Source organism: Streptomyces sp. NBC_01410, assembly GCF_045040195.1.
Classification (GTDB): Bacteria; Actinomycetota; Actinomycetes; order Streptomycetales; family Streptomycetaceae; genus Streptomyces.
Genome location: NZ_CP109530.1, coordinates 3,905,963 through 3,925,638, shown reverse-complemented (window position 1 = coordinate 3,925,638; position 19,676 = coordinate 3,905,963). Strand labels below are relative to the sequence as shown.

At 71.0% G+C, this 19,676-nt stretch carries 19 protein-coding genes and 1 pseudogene; 10 read left to right on the top strand and 10 right to left on the bottom strand.

The genetic code is table 11. The annotated features are described in order from the left end of the window. Positions 1-162: 162 nt before the first annotated feature. The gene (locus OG741_RS17870) at positions 163-630 is read left to right on the top strand and encodes an ATP-binding protein (RefSeq protein ID WP_405599043.1); all 468 of its coding nucleotides are present in this window, start codon (positions 163-165) and stop codon (positions 628-630) included. Positions 631-633: 3 nt separating this feature from the next. Here the strand turns inward: OG741_RS17870 and OG741_RS17865 are convergent, their stop codons facing one another. Beyond that, on the bottom strand, positions 634-1,560 hold the full coding sequence (locus tag OG741_RS17865; protein WP_405599042.1) for a cyclase family protein: 927 nt from the start codon (positions 1,558-1,560) through the stop codon (positions 634-636). Positions 1,561-1,646: 86 nt separating this feature from the next. On the opposite strand from OG741_RS17865, the gene OG741_RS17860 reads away from it, so the two are divergent. The 3 genes from OG741_RS17860 (at position 1,647) to OG741_RS17850 (ending at position 5,096) form a co-directional block, all read left to right on the top strand. Continuing rightward, positions 1,647-2,558, top strand: coding sequence for an SDR family oxidoreductase (locus tag OG741_RS17860; protein ID WP_405599040.1), 912 nt, complete (start codon positions 1,647-1,649; stop codon positions 2,556-2,558). Positions 2,559-2,892: 334 nt separating this feature from the next. Next, positions 2,893-4,050 (top strand): acyl-CoA dehydrogenase family protein, encoded by a 1,158-nt coding sequence (locus tag OG741_RS17855; RefSeq protein ID WP_405599038.1) that lies wholly within the window; start codon positions 2,893-2,895, stop codon positions 4,048-4,050. After that, positions 4,047-5,096, top strand: a complete 1,050-nt coding sequence (locus OG741_RS17850) for a Zn-dependent alcohol dehydrogenase (protein ID WP_405599036.1) — start codon at positions 4,047-4,049, stop codon at positions 5,094-5,096. The genes OG741_RS17855 and OG741_RS17850 overlap by 4 nt, the downstream gene beginning before the upstream one ends. A 6-nt stretch (positions 5,097-5,102) precedes the next feature. On the opposite strand, the gene OG741_RS17845 is transcribed toward OG741_RS17850, so the two are convergent. Next, positions 5,103-6,086 (bottom strand): GlxA family transcriptional regulator, encoded by a 984-nt coding sequence (locus OG741_RS17845; RefSeq protein ID WP_405599035.1) that lies wholly within the window; start codon positions 6,084-6,086, stop codon positions 5,103-5,105. Between the two features lie 59 nt (positions 6,087-6,145). Between OG741_RS17845 and OG741_RS17840 the strand changes: the two genes are divergently transcribed. Further along, positions 6,146-7,498 (top strand): MFS transporter, encoded by a 1,353-nt coding sequence (locus OG741_RS17840; RefSeq protein WP_405599033.1) that lies wholly within the window; start codon positions 6,146-6,148, stop codon positions 7,496-7,498. Positions 7,499-7,621: 123 nt separating this feature from the next. Here the strand turns inward: OG741_RS17840 and OG741_RS17835 are convergent. The 5 genes and pseudogenes from OG741_RS17835 to OG741_RS17815 all read right to left on the bottom strand — a co-directional run. Continuing rightward, a pseudogene (locus OG741_RS17835) lies at positions 7,622-7,828 on the bottom strand (helix-turn-helix domain-containing protein); the annotation flags it as partial. Positions 7,829-7,956: 128 nt separating this feature from the next. After that, positions 7,957-8,547, bottom strand: coding sequence for a flavin reductase family protein (locus tag OG741_RS17830; protein WP_405599031.1), 591 nt, complete (start codon positions 8,545-8,547; stop codon positions 7,957-7,959). A 132-nt stretch (positions 8,548-8,679) separates the two neighbouring features. Then, positions 8,680-9,477 (bottom strand): enoyl-CoA hydratase/isomerase family protein, encoded by a 798-nt coding sequence (locus OG741_RS17825; RefSeq protein ID WP_405599029.1) that lies wholly within the window; start codon positions 9,475-9,477, stop codon positions 8,680-8,682. Then, positions 9,468-11,699 (bottom strand): acetate--CoA ligase family protein, encoded by a 2,232-nt coding sequence (locus tag OG741_RS17820; RefSeq protein ID WP_405599027.1) that lies wholly within the window; start codon positions 11,697-11,699, stop codon positions 9,468-9,470. Before OG741_RS17820 ends, OG741_RS17825 begins: the two co-directional genes overlap by 10 nt. A 332-nt stretch (positions 11,700-12,031) precedes the next feature. After that, positions 12,032-13,183: a flavin-containing monooxygenase gene (locus tag OG741_RS17815; protein ID WP_405599025.1), complete on the bottom strand. Its 1,152-nt coding sequence runs from the start codon at positions 13,181-13,183 to the stop codon at positions 12,032-12,034. Positions 13,184-13,335: 152 nt separating this feature from the next. Here OG741_RS17815 and OG741_RS17810 point away from each other — a divergent pair, with 152 nt between their 5' ends. Together OG741_RS17810 and OG741_RS17805 are read left to right on the top strand one after the other, a co-directional pair. Further along, complete coding sequence (locus OG741_RS17810; RefSeq protein ID WP_266489765.1) at positions 13,336-13,785, top strand: DoxX family membrane protein; 450 nt, start codon at positions 13,336-13,338, stop codon at positions 13,783-13,785. Then, entirely contained in the window at positions 13,785-14,252 is a 468-nt protein-coding gene (locus OG741_RS17805; protein WP_405599023.1) for a Zn-ribbon domain-containing OB-fold protein, read from the top strand. The genes OG741_RS17810 and OG741_RS17805 overlap by 1 nt, the downstream gene beginning before the upstream one ends. On the opposite strand, the gene OG741_RS17800 is transcribed toward OG741_RS17805, so the two are convergent. Beyond that, positions 14,204-14,896 (bottom strand): pyridoxal 5'-phosphate synthase, encoded by a 693-nt coding sequence (locus OG741_RS17800; protein ID WP_405599021.1) that lies wholly within the window; start codon positions 14,894-14,896, stop codon positions 14,204-14,206. The genes OG741_RS17805 and OG741_RS17800 overlap by 49 nt on opposite strands. 55 nt (positions 14,897-14,951) lie before the next feature. Between OG741_RS17800 and OG741_RS17795 the strand changes: the two genes are divergently transcribed. After that, entirely contained in the window at positions 14,952-15,530 is a 579-nt protein-coding gene (locus OG741_RS17795; RefSeq protein ID WP_266489769.1) for a TetR/AcrR family transcriptional regulator, read from the top strand. 19 nt (positions 15,531-15,549) lie between these two features. On the opposite strand, the gene OG741_RS17790 is transcribed toward OG741_RS17795, so the two are convergent. Then, a complete protein-coding gene (locus OG741_RS17790; RefSeq protein WP_405599018.1) occupies positions 15,550-16,728 on the bottom strand; it encodes a thiolase C-terminal domain-containing protein in 1,179 nt (392 codons plus the stop codon). A gap of 42 nt (positions 16,729-16,770) precedes the next feature. Between OG741_RS17790 and OG741_RS17785 the strand changes: the two genes are divergently transcribed. Further along, complete coding sequence (locus tag OG741_RS17785) at positions 16,771-17,142, top strand: iron chaperone (RefSeq protein ID WP_405599015.1); 372 nt, start codon at positions 16,771-16,773, stop codon at positions 17,140-17,142. Between the two features lie 91 nt (positions 17,143-17,233). Continuing rightward, positions 17,234-18,403 carry an acyl-CoA dehydrogenase family protein gene (locus tag OG741_RS17780; protein WP_405599013.1) on the top strand — a complete coding sequence of 390 codons (1,170 nt, stop codon included), beginning with the start codon at positions 17,234-17,236 and terminating at the stop codon, positions 18,401-18,403. 343 nt (positions 18,404-18,746) lie between these two features. Here the strand turns inward: OG741_RS17780 and OG741_RS17775 are convergent, their stop codons facing one another. Next, on the bottom strand, positions 18,747-19,394 hold the full coding sequence (locus OG741_RS17775; RefSeq protein ID WP_266489780.1) for a TetR family transcriptional regulator: 648 nt from the start codon (positions 19,392-19,394) through the stop codon (positions 18,747-18,749). Positions 19,395-19,676 lie beyond the last annotated feature (282 nt).

Below are 19,676 nucleotides of genomic sequence, written 5' to 3'. Positions count from 1 at the left end.
TGCACCACGGGTACTCCTTCGCGCTGGAATATGCCCGAAGCGCTTGTTGCGGTGACTGTACGTCAACCATGCTGTCTCGTAACGGAGTCACGTTCGGTGACCTGGTCGAGGACCTTGTCGATGCACGAGGCGATGTGTCCGCCGGTTCGGATGGTGTGAGCGGTGCAGGTGCTTCTGGTTCAGTTGGAAGTCGGGCCCGACCCGGCGGAGGTGGGACGAGCCCGTAGGTGGGCGCGATCGCGGCTCGCAGGGTCCGGGATAGGGGACGACGAGCCGCTGGCCGAGACACTGATCCTGCTGATCTCGGAACTGGTCACCAACGCGGTCGTGCACACCGGCTGTCCGGCGGTCCTGCGCATGCTGTTCGGCGCGGGAGTGACCGAGGCCGGGACGGTCCGGGTGGAGGTCGCCGACATCAGCGCCTGCCCGCCGAAGCCGCGGCACGCCGACGGCGGCGACACCAACGGCCGCGGCCTCGAACTCGTCGACGGACTCGCCGACCGGTGGGGCTGGCAGCGCGAGGGCGTGGGCAAGTCCATCTGGTGCGAGGTGGACCGCTGCGAAGTGGACCAGGGTGCGCCGGGGACGGTGTACGAGCCCGGAGTGCGGGGTTTCGTCACCACCCCGTAGGACTCACAGGACCGCGACCGGGGCAACGGGGGTTCCGGTGGCGCCGACGAACGGCTCGGGCATCGCGGACAGCAGGAACGCGTACCGCTTCGCCTCCGCACAGGCTGTGGACAGGCTCTCCAGGTTCCAGTTCTGGCCCTGGAGCATGCCCATCTCGACGAGATCGAGGGCGTGCACGGGCAGCCAGAGGTCTTCGATCTCCGGCGGGAAGATCTCGAAGGTGAGGGTGTCGTTCGCGACGGCGGCGACGTCGTGGGCATGGAACCACTCGGGGGTGCGGACCGACAGGCCCGGGGACGGATAGCCGTAGGCGTGCTTGTCGCCGCCGAGGACGACCTGGATCTGTCCCGTCCGTACGAGAACGATGTCGCCGGGCCCGACGGTGACACCGCCGAACTCCGCGGCCTCGTCCAGATCCTCGGGCGTCACGGCGTGCCCGCCGGGCAGCCGGTCCAGTCCCTTGGCCCGCGCGACATCGAGCAGGACGCCGCGGGAGACGATGTACGGGGCCTTGTCGATGCCGCTGAACTGCGCGCGGGTGTGCGGGGTGATGGTGTCGGCGGGACGGCCGTTGTAGATCTTCCCCGAGTGGGAGACATGGGTCAGGGCGTCCCAGTGGGTCGCGGCCTGGAGCCCCATGGTCACGGCGTCGTCGCTGGTGGCGACGGTGCCGGGGCCGAAGAGCTCCTGGTTGATCTGGACCATGGTGTGCAGGGGGTTCACCCGGCCCGGGATAACGCCGGTCTGGATGCCGTCCTGGTGGAGGGGGAGGGCGAGGGGTACGCGACGCCCGCTGCGGACGGCTTGGGCGGCGGCTGTGACGACCTCGTCCGTGATCAGGTTCAGCGTGCCCGTCTCGTCGTCGGCGCCCCAACGGCCCCAGTTGTTCACGCGTTTGGCGATCTCGAAGAACTCGGCCGGGAGTGACATCGGGCTGCCTCCTGGGGCTTGTGCTCGAGTATCTGACTGACCGTAGAATCTAACGGTCCGTCAGAAACCGCGGGAAGGGGCCGGACGTGGGGAACTTCTTGGCAGGCAAGGTCGTCGCCGTCACCGGCGCGGGCCGCGGCATCGGCCGGGCCGTCGCCCTGGCCGCGGCGGCCGAGGGGGCGCGGGTCGTCGTCAACGACTACGGCGTCTCCGTCGGCGGCGGCGAGCCGACGTCCGAGATCGCGTCGGCGGTCGTCAAGGAGATTGTCGCGGCGGGCGGCGAAGCGGTCGCCGTCGCCGACGACATCTCCACGATGGCCGGGGGGCAGCGGCTCGTGGACGTCGGGCTCGCCCAGTACGGGCGGATCGACGGAGTCGTGTGCGTGGCCGGGATCCTGCGCGAGCGGATGCTCTTCAACATGTCCGAGGAGGAGTGGGACCAGGTGGTCGCCACACATCTGAAGGGCACGTTCACGGTCTTCCGGGCGGCGTCCGCGGTGATGCGCAAACAGGGCGCCGGAACGCTGATCGGCTTCACCAGCGGCAACCACCAGGGGAGCGTGGCGCAGGCCAACTACTCCGCGGCGAAGGGCGGCATCATCTCGCTCGTCCGCAGCGCGGCGCTGGGCCTCAACAAGTACGGCGTCACGGCGAACGCGGTCGCGCCGGTGGCCCGTACGCGCATGTCCGCGAACGTCCCCATGGAGCTCAAGGAGATCGGCGAACCGGAGGACGTGGCGGCGCTCGTCGCCTACCTGCTCTCCGACCGCGCCCGCGAGGAACGGATCACGGGCCAGGTCTATACGATCGCGGGCCCGAAGATCGCGGTGTGGGCGCAGCCGAGGGAACTGCGGGCGGGGTACGCGGAGGGCGGCTGGAGCCCGGAGAAGATCGCGGACTTTCTGCCGGGGACGGTGGGGGTGGATCCGATGCCGATGCTGGCGCGGCTGGAGGAGATGGCGAGGGCGGCGGCGTCCGGGGACCGCCCGAACGTTTAGCGCGGGGCTCGGCCCCGGCCGCGGGCCCGGTCATTCGGCCCTGACCTGGGGCTCCGCCCCCGGACCCCCGCTCCTCAAACGCCGGAGGGGCTGAATTTCGCGTCCGGGACCACGCCTCAAACGCCGGCGGGGCTGAATGTGCGGCTCGGCCGCACATTTCAGCCCGTCCGGCGATTGAGGACATGCGGCCGAAGGTCGCATACGGGGTCCGGGGCGAAGCCCCGTCGGGGTCTGGGGGGCTTGCCCCCCCAGTTACGGGATGGGGGTACCGCCTACGGCCGCCAGGCCGTAGGGGGAGGGCGGGGTGGGGGAAACACAACTCCTAGGAGACGACGTGGACTTCGAGTTCGGCCCGGCCGACGACGCCTTCCGCGCAGACGCCCGCGCCTGGCTCGCCGCGCACGCGACCCGCCCCACCACCCCCCGCACCTGGGAGCGCGAGCTCGGCCGCGACGGCTGGATCGGGATCGGCTGGGCCGAGGCCGGGTACGGCAACCGGCAGGCCGGCCTCAGCCAGCAGGTCGTCTGGGCCGAGGAGTACGCCCGTGCCGCCGCCCCCGCCCGCGTCGGCCACATTGGCGAGAACCTGCTCGCGCCGACGCTCATCGCGCACGGCACCGCCGAGCAGAAGGCGCGTTTCCTGCCCGCGATCGCCCGGGGCGACGAGCTCTGGTGCCAGGGCTACAGCGAACCCGGCGCCGGATCCGATCTCGCCGGGATCAGGACCGCCGCCGTGCGGGACGGGGACACGTACCGGATCGACGGGCAGAAGATCTGGACCTCACTCGCCCAGGACGCCGACTGGTGCTTCGTACTGGTCCGGACCGAGCCCGGCTCGCGGCGCCACCACGGGCTCTCCTTCCTCCTCGTCCCCATGGACCAGCCGGGCCGCATCGACGTACGTCCCATCCGCCAGATGACCGGCACGAGCGAGTTCAACGAGGTCTTCTTCGACGGCGCCGAGGCCCGTGCCGGGCATCTTGTCGGCGGTGAGGGAAACGGCTGGCGCGTCGCGATGAGCCTGCTCGGCTTCGAGCGCGGGGTCTCCACGCTGACCCAGCAGATCGGATTCGCCGAGGAGTTGGAGCGCGTGATCCGGCTGGCACTGGAGAGCGGCGCCGCGGGCGACCCCGTGCTCGCGGACCGGCTCGTCCGCCAGTGGGCCGAGCTGCGCACCATGCGCTTCAACGCCCTGCGCACGCTGGGCAGTTCGGACGACGAAGGCGCCCCCGCCGATCCCGGCGCCCCCAGCGTCGCCAAACTGCTCTGGGGCGGCTGGCACCAGCGTCTCGGCGAGCTCGCCATGGCCGTCCGGGGCGCCGCCGCGGCCATCGGCCCGTACGACTGGAGCCGTGAGCGCCCGTACGAACTCGACGCACTCCAGCACCTGTTCCTCTTCACCCGCGCCGACACGATCTACGGCGGCTCGGACGAAATCCAGCGCAACATCATCGCCGAGCGGGTGCTCGGCCTACCGAGGGAGCCCCGATGAGAGGCGTTGTCTTCGACGGCAAGCAGCCCCAGGTGGTCGACGATCTGGAGATCCGGGAGCCGGGGCCCGGCGAGGTGCTGGTCGCCGTCGCCGCCGCCGGGCTGTGTCACAGCGATCTCTCCGTGATCGACGGCACGATCCCCTTCCCCGTGCCGGTCGTCCTCGGGCACGAGGGCGCGGGCGTGGTGGAGGCGGTCGGCGCGGGCGTCGGCCATGTCGTGCCCGGTGACCATGTCTCGCTCTCCACGCTCGCCAACTGCGGCGCCTGCGCGGACTGCGACCGCGGCCGTCCCACGATGTGCCGCAAGGCGATCGGCCGTCCCGGACGGCCCTTCTCCCGCGGCGGCGAAGCTCTCTTCCAGTTCGCCTCCAACTCCGCCTTCGCGGAACGCACGATCGTCAGGGCCGTCCAGGCGGTGAAGATCCCCTCCGAGCTGCCGCTGACGTCCGCCGCGCTGATCGGCTGCGGGGTTCTGACGGGCGTCGGAGCCGTACTGAACCGCGCAAAGGTGGAACGCGGCGACACCGTCGTCGTCATCGGGACCGGCGGCATCGGGCTGAACGTCATCCAGGGCGCCCGGATCGCGGGGGCGTCCGCGATCGTCGCCGTCGACTCGAATCCGGCGAAGGAGGCCGCGGCGCGGCAGTTCGGGGCGACGGACTTTCTCCCCTCCGTCCACGGGGTGCGGGACATACTGCCGACCGGCGCGGACCAAGTCTTCGAGTGCGTCGGGCACGTCGGCCTCATCCGGCAGGCGATCGAGCTGCTCGACCGGCGCGGGCAGGCGATCCTGCTGGGGATGCCGTCGGCGACGGCGGAGGCGACCTTCGTGCCCGCGGCGATGTTCCTGGACAAGTCCATCCTGGGCTGCCGTTACGGCTCCTCGCGCCCGCAGCACGACATCGCCCTGTACGCCGAGCTGTACCTGCAGGGCAGGCTGCTGCTGGACGAGCTGGTGACCGAGACGTATCCGATCGAGGACTTCGCGAAGGCGGCGGACGACGCTCACCACGGCCGGGTGGCGCGCGGCGTGCTGACTTTCTGAGCCCCCTCAGCCTTCAGCGCCGGCGCGGAACGCGCGCCGGTACGCCGTCGGCGGGACTCCCAGCGCCGCCTGCAGATGCTGCCGCATCGACTGCGCCGTGCCGAAGCCCGCGTCCCGTGCCACCTGGTCGACGGAGAGATCCGTCGACTCCAGCAGATGCCTGGCCCGCTCCACACGCTGCCGCGTCAGCCACTGCCCGGGGCTGATGCCTGCCTCCTCGCGGAAGCGGCGCGTGAACGTCCGTACCGACATGGACTCCTGGTCGGCCATGTCGCGCAGCTGGATCGGCTCGTGCAGCCGGCTCAGCGCCCAGGCCCGCGCGCCGGTGGTGGTCGCCAACTGCGGTTCGGGGACGGGCCGGTGGATGTACTGGGCCTGCCCGCCGTCGCGGTGCGGCGGTACGACGGTGCGGCGCGCGACGTCGTTGGCGACGGCCGTGCCGTGGTCGCGCCGCACGATGTGGAGGCACAGATCGATGCCCGCGGCGACGCCCGCCGAGGTGAGGACGTCACCGTCGTCGATGAAGAGCACGTCGGCGTCGACCTTGACTGAGGGGAACAGCCGCTGGAAGTGCTCGGCGGACGACCAGTGGGTGGTGGCGGGCCGCCCGTCGAGGTATCCGGCGGCGGCGAGGACGAAACCGCCGGTGCAGATGGAGACCATACGGGTGCCGGGCCGGACGTACGCGAGCGCGCCGGCCAGCTCTTCGGTGAGCCGGCCCTCCTCGTAGACGGGACCCAGTTCGTACGAGGCGGGGATGACGACGGTGTCCGCGGTGGCGAGGATCTCCGGGCCGTGCTCGACGTTGATGTCGAAGTCGGCCTCCGTACGGACGGGTCCCGGGCGCAGCGAGCAGGTGACGATCTCGTAGAGCGGATGGCCGTCCGCGTCCTTGGCGCGGCCGAAGATCCGGTGCGGGATGCCCAGCTCGAAGGGGAGCAGCCCGGTCAGGGCCAGCACGACAACCCGGTGCTTTCTGTCATCACCCATGGCCTGATCCTATCGAATGCTGTCCCTCGGGCCACTCGATGGCGGGGATCCGCCCCCGGATGCTGAGTGACGTGAACGAGACAACCGCCCCGCACGGCAGCCCGCCCACCCTCCGTCGTACTTCTCGCATTCACCGCGCGTGGTTCGTCGCCGTCGTCACCTTTGTGACGATCATCGGCGCGGCCGCCTTCGCGTCCCTGCCCGGTCTGCTGATCGAGCCGCTGCACGAGGAGTTCGACTGGTCGCGCGGAACGATCGGTTTCGCGGTCTCGGTCAATCTCGCGCTGTACGGGCTCACCGCGCCGTTCGCCGCGGCGCTGATGGACCGCTTCGGCATCCGCCGGGTGGTCGCGGTGGCTCTGTCGGTCATCGCGCTCGGCTCCGGGCTGACGGTCTTCATGACGACCTCCTGGCAGCTGGTCCTGTACTGGGGAATCCTGGTCGGCCTGGGCAGCGGCTCGATGGCGCTGGCCTTCGCCGCGACGGTCACCAACAGGTGGTTCGTGCGGCGGCGCGGTCTGGTCACCGGCATCCTCACCGCGGCCGGCGCCTCTGGCCAGCTGGTCTTCCTCCCCGTCCTCTCCTGGCTGGTCGAGCACCACGGCTGGCGCCCGGCCGCGATCACCGTCGCGCTCTCGGCGCTGGCGGTCGTCCCCTTCGTCTGGCTGCTGCTGCGCGACCATCCGGCGGACGTGGGGATCGCGGCGTACGGAGCGGAGGGCTTCACGCCGAAGCCCGACCCGGTTCCGGGCGCGGCCCGCCGCGCGCTCAAGGTGCTGTTCCGGGCGGCCCGCACGGGGCCGTTCTGGCTGCTCGCGGGCACCTTCGCGATCTGCGGCGCATCGACCAACGGCCTGGTCAAAACCCACTTCGTGCCCGCGGCCCACGACCACGGCATGCCGATCACGGCGGCCGCGTCGCTGCTCGCGGTGATCGGTGTCTTCGACGTCGTCGGCACGATCGCCTCGGGCTGGTTCACCGACCGCTTCGATGCCCGGCGGCTGCTGGCGGTCTACTACGCGCTGCGCGGCATCTCCCTGCTCTTCCTGCCGATGCTGCTGGCACCGTCCGTCCACCCGCCGATGCTCTTCTTCATCGTCTTCTACGGCCTCGACTGGGTGGCGACGGTCCCTCCGACGATCGCCCTGTGCCGCGAGCACTACGGCGAGGACAGCGCGATCGTCTTCGGCTGGGTCCTGGCCTCCCACCAGGTGGGCGCGGCGGCGGTGGCCTTCGCGGGCGGCGTCGCGCGGGACGTGTTCGGCTCGTACGACGTTGTCTGGTACGCCTCAGGCGCGCTGTGCGCGGCGGCGGCACTGATGGCCCTGGTCATCCGCCGCAGGCCCCTTGCCCCGCTGCCGGCGCTGCCGGCGGACTCGCTCGTGAAGGGTGCGCCCGACCCGGTTGCCTGACGCTTTCCGGTGGAAACGGCTGCTCGGTTGCTCAGCTTGCGCGGTCCAGCGGCTCGAAGCCGACGCTGAGCCGCAGCCCGAGCGCGGAGGCGAGCCGTTCGAGCATCGGCAGGTCGGCATCGTCCCACCTGCCTCGAAGCGAGCCACGGCGGGCTGCTGAAGCCCGGCCTGCTGGGCGAGCTGGACCTGGGTCATCCCGAGAGCCTCCCGGCGCTCACGCACAGCGCGACCGAGTTCGAAGCGGATCCGAGTCGCCTCGTACGCCTCCCGGGCTTCGGGGTGCGCGAGGGTCTCCTGCCTCAGCTCGGCCCATGCCTTTCGGCCGTTCATCCCGTCACTCCTCGTTCGCTGTGTGCTCCCGAGGGGAACCGGCGCTCTCTGAGCTTGCCGTCCAACTGTTTGGTGTACGGCTCGCCAGCGTGGCGTTCACTCGATCGTGCGGGTGGCGAGCCCTGTGCTCACGCGCTGAAGCGGCCGAACTTCCCCCGGTGGAAGAGCAGCGGCACGGCCTCGTCCGCCGCTCCGAGCGCCGCCACCCGCCCCACGACGATCAGATGGTCGCCGCCGGTGTGCACGGCCTGGATCGTGCAGTCGATCCAGGCCGGTACGGACTCCAGACGCGGCGACCCGGTCGCCGGTGCGCGGTCGTACGGGACGCCCGCGAACTTGTCCGCGCCGCTGACCGCGAAGCCCCGGCACAGCTCGCCCTGGTGCGCGCCGAGGACGTTGACGCAGAAGGCGCCCGCGCCGGCGATGCGCGGCCAGGTCGTCGATGTACGGGCGACCATGAAGGCGATCAGCGGGGGATCGAGCGAGAGGGAGGCGAAGGACTGGCAGGCGAAACCGGCCGGGCCCATCTCGTCGTACGCCGTGACGACGGTGACGCCGGTCGCGAAGTGGCCCAGTACGCGCCGGAATTCACCCGGGTCGACGGGCAGCCGCTCGTCGTCGCCGACGGCCCGCAGGTCGGGGCGCGGCAAGGCGTCGAACGGCTCGGTGGCCGTGGGGGCCCCGACCGACCTGAGGTATCGGACGGCGGTGGCCGCCATCCCTGCGTGTCCCATCACATCAGCCATTGAAGCTGACGCATCGTCAGATTGGAAGGGAATCGGCCGAGCAGCGACTATCCGTTGAGCCCACGGCGTCCCACAGGAGCAGGCGGAGACGTGGACCGCGGCTGACTACACACCCCGGTACCGCGGAGTCCGGCGTTCCACGAAGCTCGCCACGCCCTCGTTCGCGTCCCTCGTCGTCATATTGATCTCCTGCGCCGCCGCCTCGGCAGCGAAGGCCGTGGCCAGGTCCGACTCCAGCGACGCGTTCACCAGCTGCTTGGTGAGCGCGAGGGCCCGCGTCGGTCCGGCCGCCAGGCGGTCCGCCCATTCGCGGGCCGTCTTCTCCAAGTCCTCCGCGGCGACGACCCGGTTGACCAGGCCGATCCGTTCCGCCTCGGCTGCTGGGAGCGCGTCGCCGAAGAACATCAGTTCCTTCGTGCGCTGCGGTCCGATCAGCCGGGGCAGCAGGTACGCCCCGCCGCCGTCCGGGACGAGGCCGCGGCGTACGAACACCTCGATGAACTTGGCGGTTTCGGCCGCCAGAACCAGATCGCAGGCGAAGGCCAGATGCGCGCCGATGCCGGCGGCGGTGCCGTTCACCGCCGCGATCACGGGCTTCTCGCAGTCCAGTACCGCGCCGATCAGCCGCTGGGCCCCCAGCCGTATCGTCCGCGCGACGTCCCCGGCGACCCGCTCCCGGCCGGTCTGCGCGGTGCCGCGCAGATCCGCGCCCGCGCAGAAGCCCTTGCCGGTGGCGGTGATGACGACGGCCCGGACCTCCGGGTCGGCGGACGCGGCGTCGAGCAGCTCGATGATCCTGTCCCGCTGATCCCGGGTGACGGCGTTCATCGCCTCGGGGCGGTTGAGAGTGATCCACCGGACGCCGCCCTCCGCGCGGTGGAGCACATCGCCGCTCACCGGCACACCGCCAGCGCGTCCAGTGCCACCGCGCCCTGACCGCGCGGCAGCACCATCAACGGGTTGATGTCCAGCTCGGAGAGCTCGTCGCCCAGTTCGAGGGCCATCCGCTGGATACGCAGCACGACTTCCACCAGCGCGTCCACATCCACCGGCGGCCCGCCCCTGACCCCCTCCAGCAGGGCGCGCCCGCGCAGTTCGCCGAGCATCGCGCGTGCCTGGTCCTCGCCGAAGGGAGGGACGCGTACGGCCGCGTCGTGCAGGACCTCGACCAGCACCCCGCCCAGGCCCACCGTCACCGTCGGTCCGAACAGCGCGTCCTGGGTCACGCCGACGACCATCTCGACGCCCCGCTCGACCATCTGGCAGACCAGGATCCCGTCCAGGTCCACGTCCTCGTAGCGTGCGATGTCGGTCAGCTCGCGATAGGCGTCACGTACCTGGCTGGCCGAGGTCAGCCCGACCTTGACCAGGCCCAGTTCGGTCTTGTGGGCGAGCTGCGTCCCGGACGCCTTCATGACGACGGGGTAGCCGACCAGGCCCGCGGCCCGGACCGCCGCCGCCGCGCTGGTCACCAGCTGTTCGCGCGGCACACGGATGCCGTACGCCCGCAGCAGCGACTTCGCCGCGTGCTCGCTCAGCTGCTTGCCCGGGCGCATCAGCGCCTGCGCCTTGCGGAAGGAGGGGGACGGGGTGCGCGGCGCCTCGTCGAAGGGCGAGAGGTAGCCGGTGGTGAAGCGGTGGTGGTCCAGATAGGCGCGGACGGCCGTGATGCAGTTGCCGAAGGTACGGAACGTGGCGAGGCGCGAGGACCCGAGCAGCGTCTCGCGGTACGCCGCCTCCGTACCCACCGGCGACCCCCACACCACGCACACCAGCTTGTCCGTGGCCTCCGCGGCGTCCACCAGGTCCTGGGCCAGCTTGTCGCTCATCGGCGGGAACGGGCCGGTGATGGGACAGATCAGCACCCCGACGGACGGGTCGTCGAGTATCGCGTCGATGATTCTGCGGCCGCGCCAGTCGCCCACCGGGTGCCCGCCGTTGTCCACGGGGTTCGCGACGCTCAGATACTCCGGTATCCAGGTGTGCAGTTCCGCCTGCTTGGCCTCGGAGAGCCGGGGGAGCTTCAGTCCGGCCGCCGTCGCCAGGTCCGAGAAGTGCGCGCCCGTGCCGCCGGAGATCGAATAGACGACGACCCCGTCGGCCACCGGCCTGCGCGCCCGCGCCAACAGCGCGGCGGTGTCCTGGAGTTCGTCGAGCCCGTCCACCCGGATCACCCCGAACTGCCGCATCGCCGCGTCCACCACCTGGTCCGCGCCGGTCAGCTTGCCGGTGTGCGAGGCGGCCATCCGCGCCCCGGCCTCGGTCCGCCCGACCTTGACCGCGACGACCGGGACCCCGCGCCGCGCGGCCCGGTCGGCGGCGAGCAGGAAGGAGCGGCCGTCCTTGATGCCCTCCACGTAACAGGCGATGGCCCCGACCTCGGGTCGCTCGGCGAAGTACGAGATGAAGTCGGCGGTCTCCAGATCGGCCTCGTTGCCGGTGGGCGCCCAGTGGGAGAGCCGTATGCCGAGCTCCTGCAGGGCGAAGACGGGCCGCCCCTGGTGTCCCGACTGGGTGATCAGCGCGATCGCCGGTCCCTGAAGGTCCTCCCGGAACTTCTCGAAGGCGTTGAGATTGGTGTTGGGCCCGAGCAGCCGCAGACCCGACCGCTCCACCGCGGCCGCCAGCCGCGTCTGCGCCGCCGCGCCCTCCTGGCCGGTCTCGGCATACCCGGATGCGAAGGCCACGGCGAACTTCACCTTGGCCTCGGCCAGTTCCCCGATGACCGGCAGCGGATCGCCGACCAGCAGCACGGCGAGATCGACCTGCTCGGGCAGCTCGGCGACGGAGGGCAGGCAGCGCAGTCCGAAGATGCTCTCCCGGGAGGGATGCACGGGATACAGCCGCGCGCCGACGCGCCCGGCCCAGTCGACGAGCTGCCGGGTGATACCGGTGTTGGGCCGCCCGTCGGCGTCAGACGCCCCGACGACGGCGACGGATGCGGGCCGGAAGAAACGGTCCAGGTCGGGCACGGGGGCGTACAACGGCCGTCCGCTGACATCCAGATCGCCGTCGACCGCGGTGATGGCGGCCGTGTCATGGACGGCGTTGCGGGGCTGTTCTCCGCAGGCCACCACACGTGCGCGGAGGTCGGAGGTGAGGGTGCCGTGAGTAGATCCAAGCATCGCTGTGCCCCGCTCCTGCTCGTTGGCATTTAACTGACGCATAGTCAGATTACAGACCTGACGACCAGTCAGGAACACTCCTGCGGGCAAAGCCTGGAGGCGGGCGGCGGTTCGGGGTCCGGCTCCGGGGGATTCCATACCCGCGCTCGGTGTCCGGGAGACGGTTCGATTCAGCCGACCTTCCGCTCGCGGGCGGTGCGGGGGTGCGGGGGTGCGGGGTGCGGGCGGTGCGCCTGCGGCGGGCCTGTTCCCCTACCCGCCCCTTCCCGTAACCGGGGGCGCTGCCCCCGGACCCCCGCTCGTCAAACGCCGGAGGGGCTGAGATGTACGGCTCAGCGCCCCGCCACCGACCTCGCGATCCGGCGCGCGTCCAGGCTCATCTCGCGGAACATCCCGCTGATCGGGTTCGTGAACCCCGTGAAGTACAGCCCCGGCGCCGTCCCCGGCGAGCTGCCCCCGTGCGCCGTCGGCCGGCCCCGGTCGTCGAGCACGCCGAGGTGGCCGACCAGGCCCTCCAGTGCCCTGCGGTAGCCCGTCGCCGCGATCACGACGTCGGGCGAGATCCGGGTGCCGTCCGCGAGGACCGCCTTGTCGGCGTCGAACGAGTCGAGCGCCGCGACCGGTTCGACCTTTCCGGTGCGTACCGCGTCGATCAGGCCCACGTCCTGGACCGGGATCGCGCCTTCCTTGACGCGGGAGTACAGACCCGTGTCCGGACGCGGCAGGCCCTGTTCCGCGAGGTCGGGCACGGCGATCCGGCACATGATCTCGCCCGCCCGGTCCACGGCGCGGACCGGCAGCCGGCGGACCAGGATGCCGGTGCGCTGGGCGGGCCAGCCCGCCGTCGAGCGGCGGACGATGTGCGGGATCGTCCGCACGGCGATGCGCACCCGGGCGGCTCCGCCCTCCACCAGGTCGACGGCTATCTCCGCGCCCGTGTTGCCGACGCCGACGACCAGCACGTCCTTGCCCGCGTACGGCGCGGCGTTACGGTACTCGCGCGCGTGCAGCAGTTCACCGGTGTACGCCTCGCGGCCCGGCCAGTCGGGCAGCCGCGGGGTGTGGTTGAAGCCGGTGGCCACCACGACGGCCCGTCCGGTCAGCTGCCGGCCGCCCGTCGCGTGGAGCAGCCAGTCGGCGCCGGACTGCTCGATACGGGAGACCTCGACGCCCGTCACGATCTCCAGCTCGTGGAACTCCGCGTACTTCTCCAGATAGCGGATCACGTTGTCGCGGGAGGCCCAGCGCCCGAACGACCGCGGCATCGCGAGCCCGGGCAGCCCGGAGAGCCGCCGGGTGGTGTGCAGATGCAGCCGGTCGTAGTGGCGGCGCCAGGACGCCCCTACGGACTCGGACTTCTCCAGCACCACCGCTCGTACGCCCCGCTCCCGCAGTGCCGCCGCTGCCGCGAGACCGCCCGGGCCGCCGCCTATGACGTACACGGGCCGGTCGTTGGTGAGCGTGATGTCCTTTTCGTCGGCCATGAATCGTGAGCGTAATCGCGCGATTACTTGATGGGTCTCAGTCAAGACGGGAATCGGTTGCGAATTGATCACGCCCCGCACACCTCTTGCGCACACGGCCCCCTGTCCGCTGAACTGACGTACCGTCAGAAGTCAGAGAGAGGGAGTCCGGGATGGAGACCGTCTGGCTCACCGGCGCCGAATGGCTCGCCGTACTCCGTATCGGTCTCGGCCTGTGGTGGCTGGAGAGCTGGCGCCACAAGGACAAGAAGGGCTGGTTCGAGCGCGGCACCGGCATCGCCTGGGCCGCCGACGTCGCGGGCAAGCACAAATGGCCCGTGGTGAAGAACGGCTTCGAGAAGGTGGTCCAGCCCCGCCCCAGGGCGATGGCGTACATCGTCGTCTACGCCGAACTCGCCCTCGGTCTCGGCCTGATCGTCGGCTTCCTCACCCCGATCGCGCTCGTCGGCGGCCTGCTGCTCAACCTGATCTATCTGGTCCTGATGATCCACGACTGGGCCGAACAGGGGCAGAACGCCATGATGGCGCTCATATCCTTCGTCGCCCTCTTCGCCATGTCCTGGCAGACCTGGTCTCTCGACAGCGCGATCGGACTCTTCTGATGCCCGCGGCCCCCCGCTTCGACCTGCCCGAGACCGACCACTTCACCCGGCCCTTCTGGGACGCGGCGGCCGAGGGGCTGCTGCTGATCCGCCGCTGCCGCGCCTGCGCGAAGGCTCATCACTATCCGCGGGAGTTCTGCCCGTACTGCTGGAGCGAGGACGTCGACTGGGAGCGGGCGAGCGGCCGCGCCACGCTCTACACCTGGTCGGTCGTGCACCGCAATGACCTGCCGCCGTTCGGCGAGCGCGTCCCGTACACCGCCGCGGTCGTCGATCTCGCCGAAGGTCCGCGGCTGATGACCGAGATCGTCGAGTGCCCGGAGGCGGAGCTTCTAATCGGCATGGAGCTTGAGGTCACCATCCGGACGGAAGCCACGGAGGGGGACGGCGTGGCGGTACCGGTGTTCCGGCCGGCGGGTCAGGGCCAGAGCAACTCCCTCACCCAGGAATCCTCTTCGCGCCGGTAGCGCAGCCGGACGTGCCGCCGCTGCCCGTCTCCCTGGAAGAACTCCACCTCGTACGCCCCCAGCACATAGAGCGTCCAGGTCGGCACGGTCGCGTCCGGATCCCTCCGGGCCCGGTCCCATGCGGCTTGCGAGGCGTACTCCAACTCGTCCTGGGAGTCGAGTACTTCACTCTGACGGCCGGTGAGCGCGGCGGCCAGCGCGCCCGTCGAGCGCGCGTGCAGATCGGCCAGGCTCTCCGTCGAGCTGCCCGTCCTCACCCGACCGCGAATCCGGATCTGGCGGCCCTGTGCCGCCCAGTAGAAGCCCAGGGCGGCCTCGGGGTTCGCGGCCAGCTGCCGGCCCTTCGCGCTGGTGGCGTGGGAGGCGAAGTGCCAGCCGCGCTCGTCCGCGTCGTGCAGCATCAGCGTCCGTACGTCGGGAATCCCCTGCTCGTCCACGGTCGCCAGCGTCAGGGTGTGCGGCTCGGCCTGACCGGCGGCCACGGCCTCGGCGAACCACCGGTGGAACAGCGGCAGCGGTGTGCCGGGCGCGGTGGCCGGGTCGAACCCGGGAAGCTCGGTGTCCCATACACGCTGCGCGTGCAGCAGCGTACGGAAGGCCTTCTGGTCGTTGTCGCTGTGATCCATACCGTCCATACCGTCCATGCGGCCAGTCAACACCACTCCGTCTAGAGTGGTCAGCCGAGCGGAAGGAACACGCATGCGGCAGAACCTGGCCAGGCGCGCTGCACTGGTGGACGCGTCCATAGAGGTCCTCGCCCGCGAGGGCGCCCGCGGCCTCACCTTCCGGGCCGTCGACGCGGAGGCCGACGTACCCCAGGGCACCGCGTCCAACTACTTCACCAACCGCGACGATCTCCTCAACCAGGCCGGCGGCCGCATCTACGAGCGGATGCGCCCGGACGACGCGACGATGCGGGCCATGCTGCACGGCCCGACCACCCGCGCACGGACCGCGGAGCTGGTGCGCGAGGTGGTGGAGCGGGTCACCGCGTTCCGCACCGGATATCTCGCCCTGCTCGAACTGCGCCTGGAGGCCACTCGCCGCCCCGAGCTGCGGGCGGTGCTCACCGAGCGCGTGAGCGAGGACGTCGAGGCGAATGTCGAGGCTCACCTGGCGGCCGGTCTGCCCGGCGACGCCGACGCGGTCAGGATGATCTATCTGGCGACGAACTGGCTGGTGGTGGAGCGCCTCACGCTGCCCGACGTGTTCCCGAAGGAGCAGGCGGGCGACCTCATCACGGCCCTGGTCGAGCGGCTGCTGCCGCCGGACGAGTAGTTCGGCCTGTGCGGATTCCTCAGCGCCTGCCGAGCACCACCGTTCCGGACGAGCAGAACCAGCCGCCCGTACCGGACGCCACCGCCAGTCGCGGCGGTCTTCCGTCCCGTCGCCGCACCTGATGGCCGCCCGCCTCGCCCCGCAGCTGCCGTACCGCCTCGACCAGCAGAAACAGCCCGCGCATCCCCGGATGGCAGGCGGAGAGGCCGCCGCCGTCGGTGTTCACCGGCAGCTCGCCGCCGAGCCCGATCCGGCCCTTCTCGACGAACGGGCCGCCCTCGCCCTTGGCGCAGAAGCCCAGGTCCTCCAGCGTCACGAGGGTCATATAGGTGAAGGCGTCGTAGATCTCGGCGATGTCGATGTCGGCGGGCGTGACACCCGCGCGCTCGAAGGCGAGGCGTCCGCTCACCGCCGCCGGGGAGACGGTGAAGTCCTCCCACTCCGACATCGTGGTGTGCGAGACGTACTCGCCGGTTCCGAGGATCCACACCGGATCCTTCGCCGTGTCCGGCACGTACTCCTCGGCCGCCAGCAGCACCGCGCAGCCGCCGTCGCTGCGGATGCAGCAGTGCAGTTTGGTGAACGGGTCCGCGATCACCGGCCCGTCCAGCACCTCGTCGACGGTGATCGGCTCGCGGAACATCGCGTCCGGATTGGCCGCGGCGTTCGCCCGTGCCTGGACGGCCACCGAGGCCAGCTGCTCCAGCGTCGTGCCGTACTCGTGCATATGGCGGCGGGCGGCCATCGCGTACTTGGCGATGAGCGTGTGCCCGTACGGGACCTCGAACTGGAGCGGTCCGCGGGCGCCGAAGGAGAGGTTGGAGGTGCGCCGCCGCGCCTTGATGTCGGCGCGTGCGGTCGATCCGTAGACGAGGAGCACGGCATTGGCGTGACCGGCCGCGATCGCGTCCGCCGCGTGTGCCGCCATGACCTCCCAGGTGGCGCCGCCCACGGCGGTCGAGTCCACCCAGCGCGGTTTCAGGCCCAGATATTCGGCGACCTCGACCGGGGCGAGGGTGCCGAGGCCGGCCGAGCCGAAGCCGTCGATGACGGAGCGTTCGAGTCCTGAGTCGGACAGTGCCCGGCGCGCGGCCTGGGCGTGCAGGGCGTAGGGCGTGGGACCATCGATACGCCCGCAGTCCGAGAGGGATATGCCGACGATGGCGACCTTGCGCGGAGCTCGCGGGGTGGAAGGCATGAATCTGACGGTACATCAGATCACTCGGACGGCGTGGAGCGTATGCCCAGAAGCACTGCCGAAGACGTCGACGGCTACCTCGCCGAAGTGGTGGAGCCGGACCGGCTCACGGCGCTGGTGAGGATCCGCGAGCTGTGCCGCACGGAGCTTGCGGCCTACGAGGAAGTAATGGCGTGGGGTATGCCCTGCTATCGCCCCAAGGGCGGTGAGCCGGAGATCTCCTTCGCCAACCAGAAGCAGTACATCTCCTTCTATCTGATGCGCCCGGACATCCGGGAGGGCTTCGAGGAGCGGCTGGCGGACCAGGACATGGGCAAGGGGTGCCTGCGCTTCCGGCGGACCGAGAAGATCGACTACGACCTGGTGCGGGATCTGCTGCGGGCGACCGCGGCGGCGCCGGGCGAGGTCTGCTGAACTCTCGTCCCCATACGCCTGCGTCCGCGCCTCTGTGCATCTGGATCCTCCCGCCCTAACATGACGGGCCGTCAGATACGGAGGGGATCCCATGGACACCGCCTTCACCGCGGAGCAGGACGAGATCCGTCGCACCCTGCGCGAGCTGCTGGCCAAACGGTCGGGCCCGGACGAGGTCAAGGCCGCCGTCCGCACCGCCGATGGGTACGACCCGCGGCTGTGGGCGCAGCTGTCCGAGCAGCTCGGCCTGCCGGGCCTCGCGCTGCCCGAGTCGTACGGAGGCGTGGGCTGCGGCCTCACCGAACTCGCGCTCGCCTGCGAGGAGACCGGGCGGGCGCTGCTGCCCTCACCGCTGCTGGCCACGGCGGGGCTCGGGGCGCCGCTGATCGCCGCACTCGGGACGCCCGAGCAACGCGGCGAGCTGCTGCCGCGTATCGCGGACGGCTCGCTGACCTGCGCATTCGCCGTGCCCGGCGGGGGTCTGGCGCTCGCGCTCGCACTGAGCGGCGACAACGCCTCGGGACAGTGGGCGGGCGGCGGCCGGGCCGGCGGCGTACAGGCGCGGCCCGGGGACGGTGGGGAGTGGCTGCTGTACGGGGAGGCCGGGCAGGTCCTCGACGGGCACAGCGCCGGACTGCTGCTGGTCGCCGCGCACACGGGAGGGTACGCCCGCAGCCGTACGCTCCTGTTCCTGGTCCGGGCGGAGACGGCGGGTCTGTCGCGCACCCGGCAGACCTCGCTGGACGAGACACGGCCGCAGGCGCGCATCGAACTGCGCGACTGCCCGGCCCGGCTGCTGGGCGAGGACGATGCGGCGGATGTGCCGGGGGCGCTGGCGGCCGTGGGGGCCGGGGCGGCGACCCTGCTCGCGGCGGAGGCGGTCGGCGCGGCGGCGAGCGCGCTGGACCGGACGGTGGAGTACGTCCGCGCCCGCGAGCAGTTCGGCCGGGCGATCGGGTCCTTCCAGGCGGTCAAGCACCGGCTCGCCGACCTGTACGTACGCGTCCAGGCGGCGCGCTCGGCGGCGTACTACGCGGCGTGGGACCCGGCCGAGGGCGGGCTGGCGCTGGCCCAGTGCCTTGACGCGCTGCGGGTGGTGACGGGGGAGGCGATCCAGCTGCACGGGGGCGTCGGCTTCACCTGGGAACACGAGGCGCACCTTTACTTCAAACGGGCGGCTTCCGACGAGCTGCTCTTCGGGCCGGTGCACCGGCTGCGGGCGCATGCGGCGGAACGGGCGGGGCTGTTCGTGGCGCGGTGAGGCGGGGACGGGGTGCGGGGTGCCGCTGCGCGGGGCTTTTCCCCACCCCGCCCCTTCCCGTAACCGGGGGCGCTGCCCCCGGCCCCCCGACGGGGCTTCGCCCCGGACCCCGTATGCGACCTTCGGCCGCATGTCCTCAAACGCCGGACTGGATGTGCGGCAGGGCCGCACATCCAGCCCCGCCGGCGATTGAGGCGCGGGGGTCCGGGGGCGGAGCCCCCGCACGGGTCCGGGGCGGAGCCCCGGTTGAGGGAACGGGCGGGGTGGGGAACAAAAAAGCCGACGGCGCCCCCCAGGGAAGGGACCGCCGTCGGCGTGACAGGACTCGGTGCAGGTGGCGCAGCTACTTCGTCGGCTTTTTGCCCGTGATGCCCAGGTGCACCAACAGCGCCAGATTCGGCTTCAGTTCCGCCTGTTTCACACCCCAGGTCGTGAACCCCTTCTGATGAGAGGCCACGGCCGCCAGCATGGCCACCAGCGATCCGGCCATCGCCGCCGGGCTGACGTCCTTGTCGACCTTGCCCCTGGACTGGAGGTCCTTCACCGAGTCCGTAAGAGAGTTGGTGACGGAGTTGAGGATCTTCATGCGGATCTTGTAGAACCGCTTGTCTCCCTCCGCGGCGCCCAGATCAACCACCCGAAGGATCGCGTCGTGGCGGCGCCAGAAGTCGAGGAAGCCCTCAACCAGTTCCTCCGACGTCTGCCAGCCCGCCTTGCCGACCCAGGAGCGGCCGGAGACGAGTTCGGTCAATCCGGCGCCTTCCTTGGCCATTTCCTCGGCGATCTCGAGGACCGCGCCCTCGACGTCGGGGAAGTACTGGTAGAAGGTCGCGGGGGACGTGCCCGCCTTCCGGGCCACGTCGATGACTTTGACGTCCCGGTACGGCGAGGAGCTGAGCATCTCGCTGAGGCAGTCGAGCAGCTTCTGCCGCGTCGCCTGTCCGCGTCGTCCGGCCACGCGGCCGTCGACGGTGCGTACTTGTCCTGTCATGCCGTCAGCTTACCGAGGGGTGATCGGCGCGCGATTCGGCCGACTGCAAATGGGGTGCACCGATAGTCTTATCAACAGCCTGTGGATAACTTCCGTGGACAACTCAACAATCCTGGGCCGCATTCGTGCCGCATTGTCCGGACAATAAGGCAAATGTTCGATTCGATGCCCTGCGGCCCGAGGCGGGCGCCGTTAGCTTGAGTGTGACGGGTGCCACACCCTCCCCCTACGGCCTGGCGGCCGTGGGAGGTAGCCCCACGTCCCGCGCAGGGAAGGAACCAG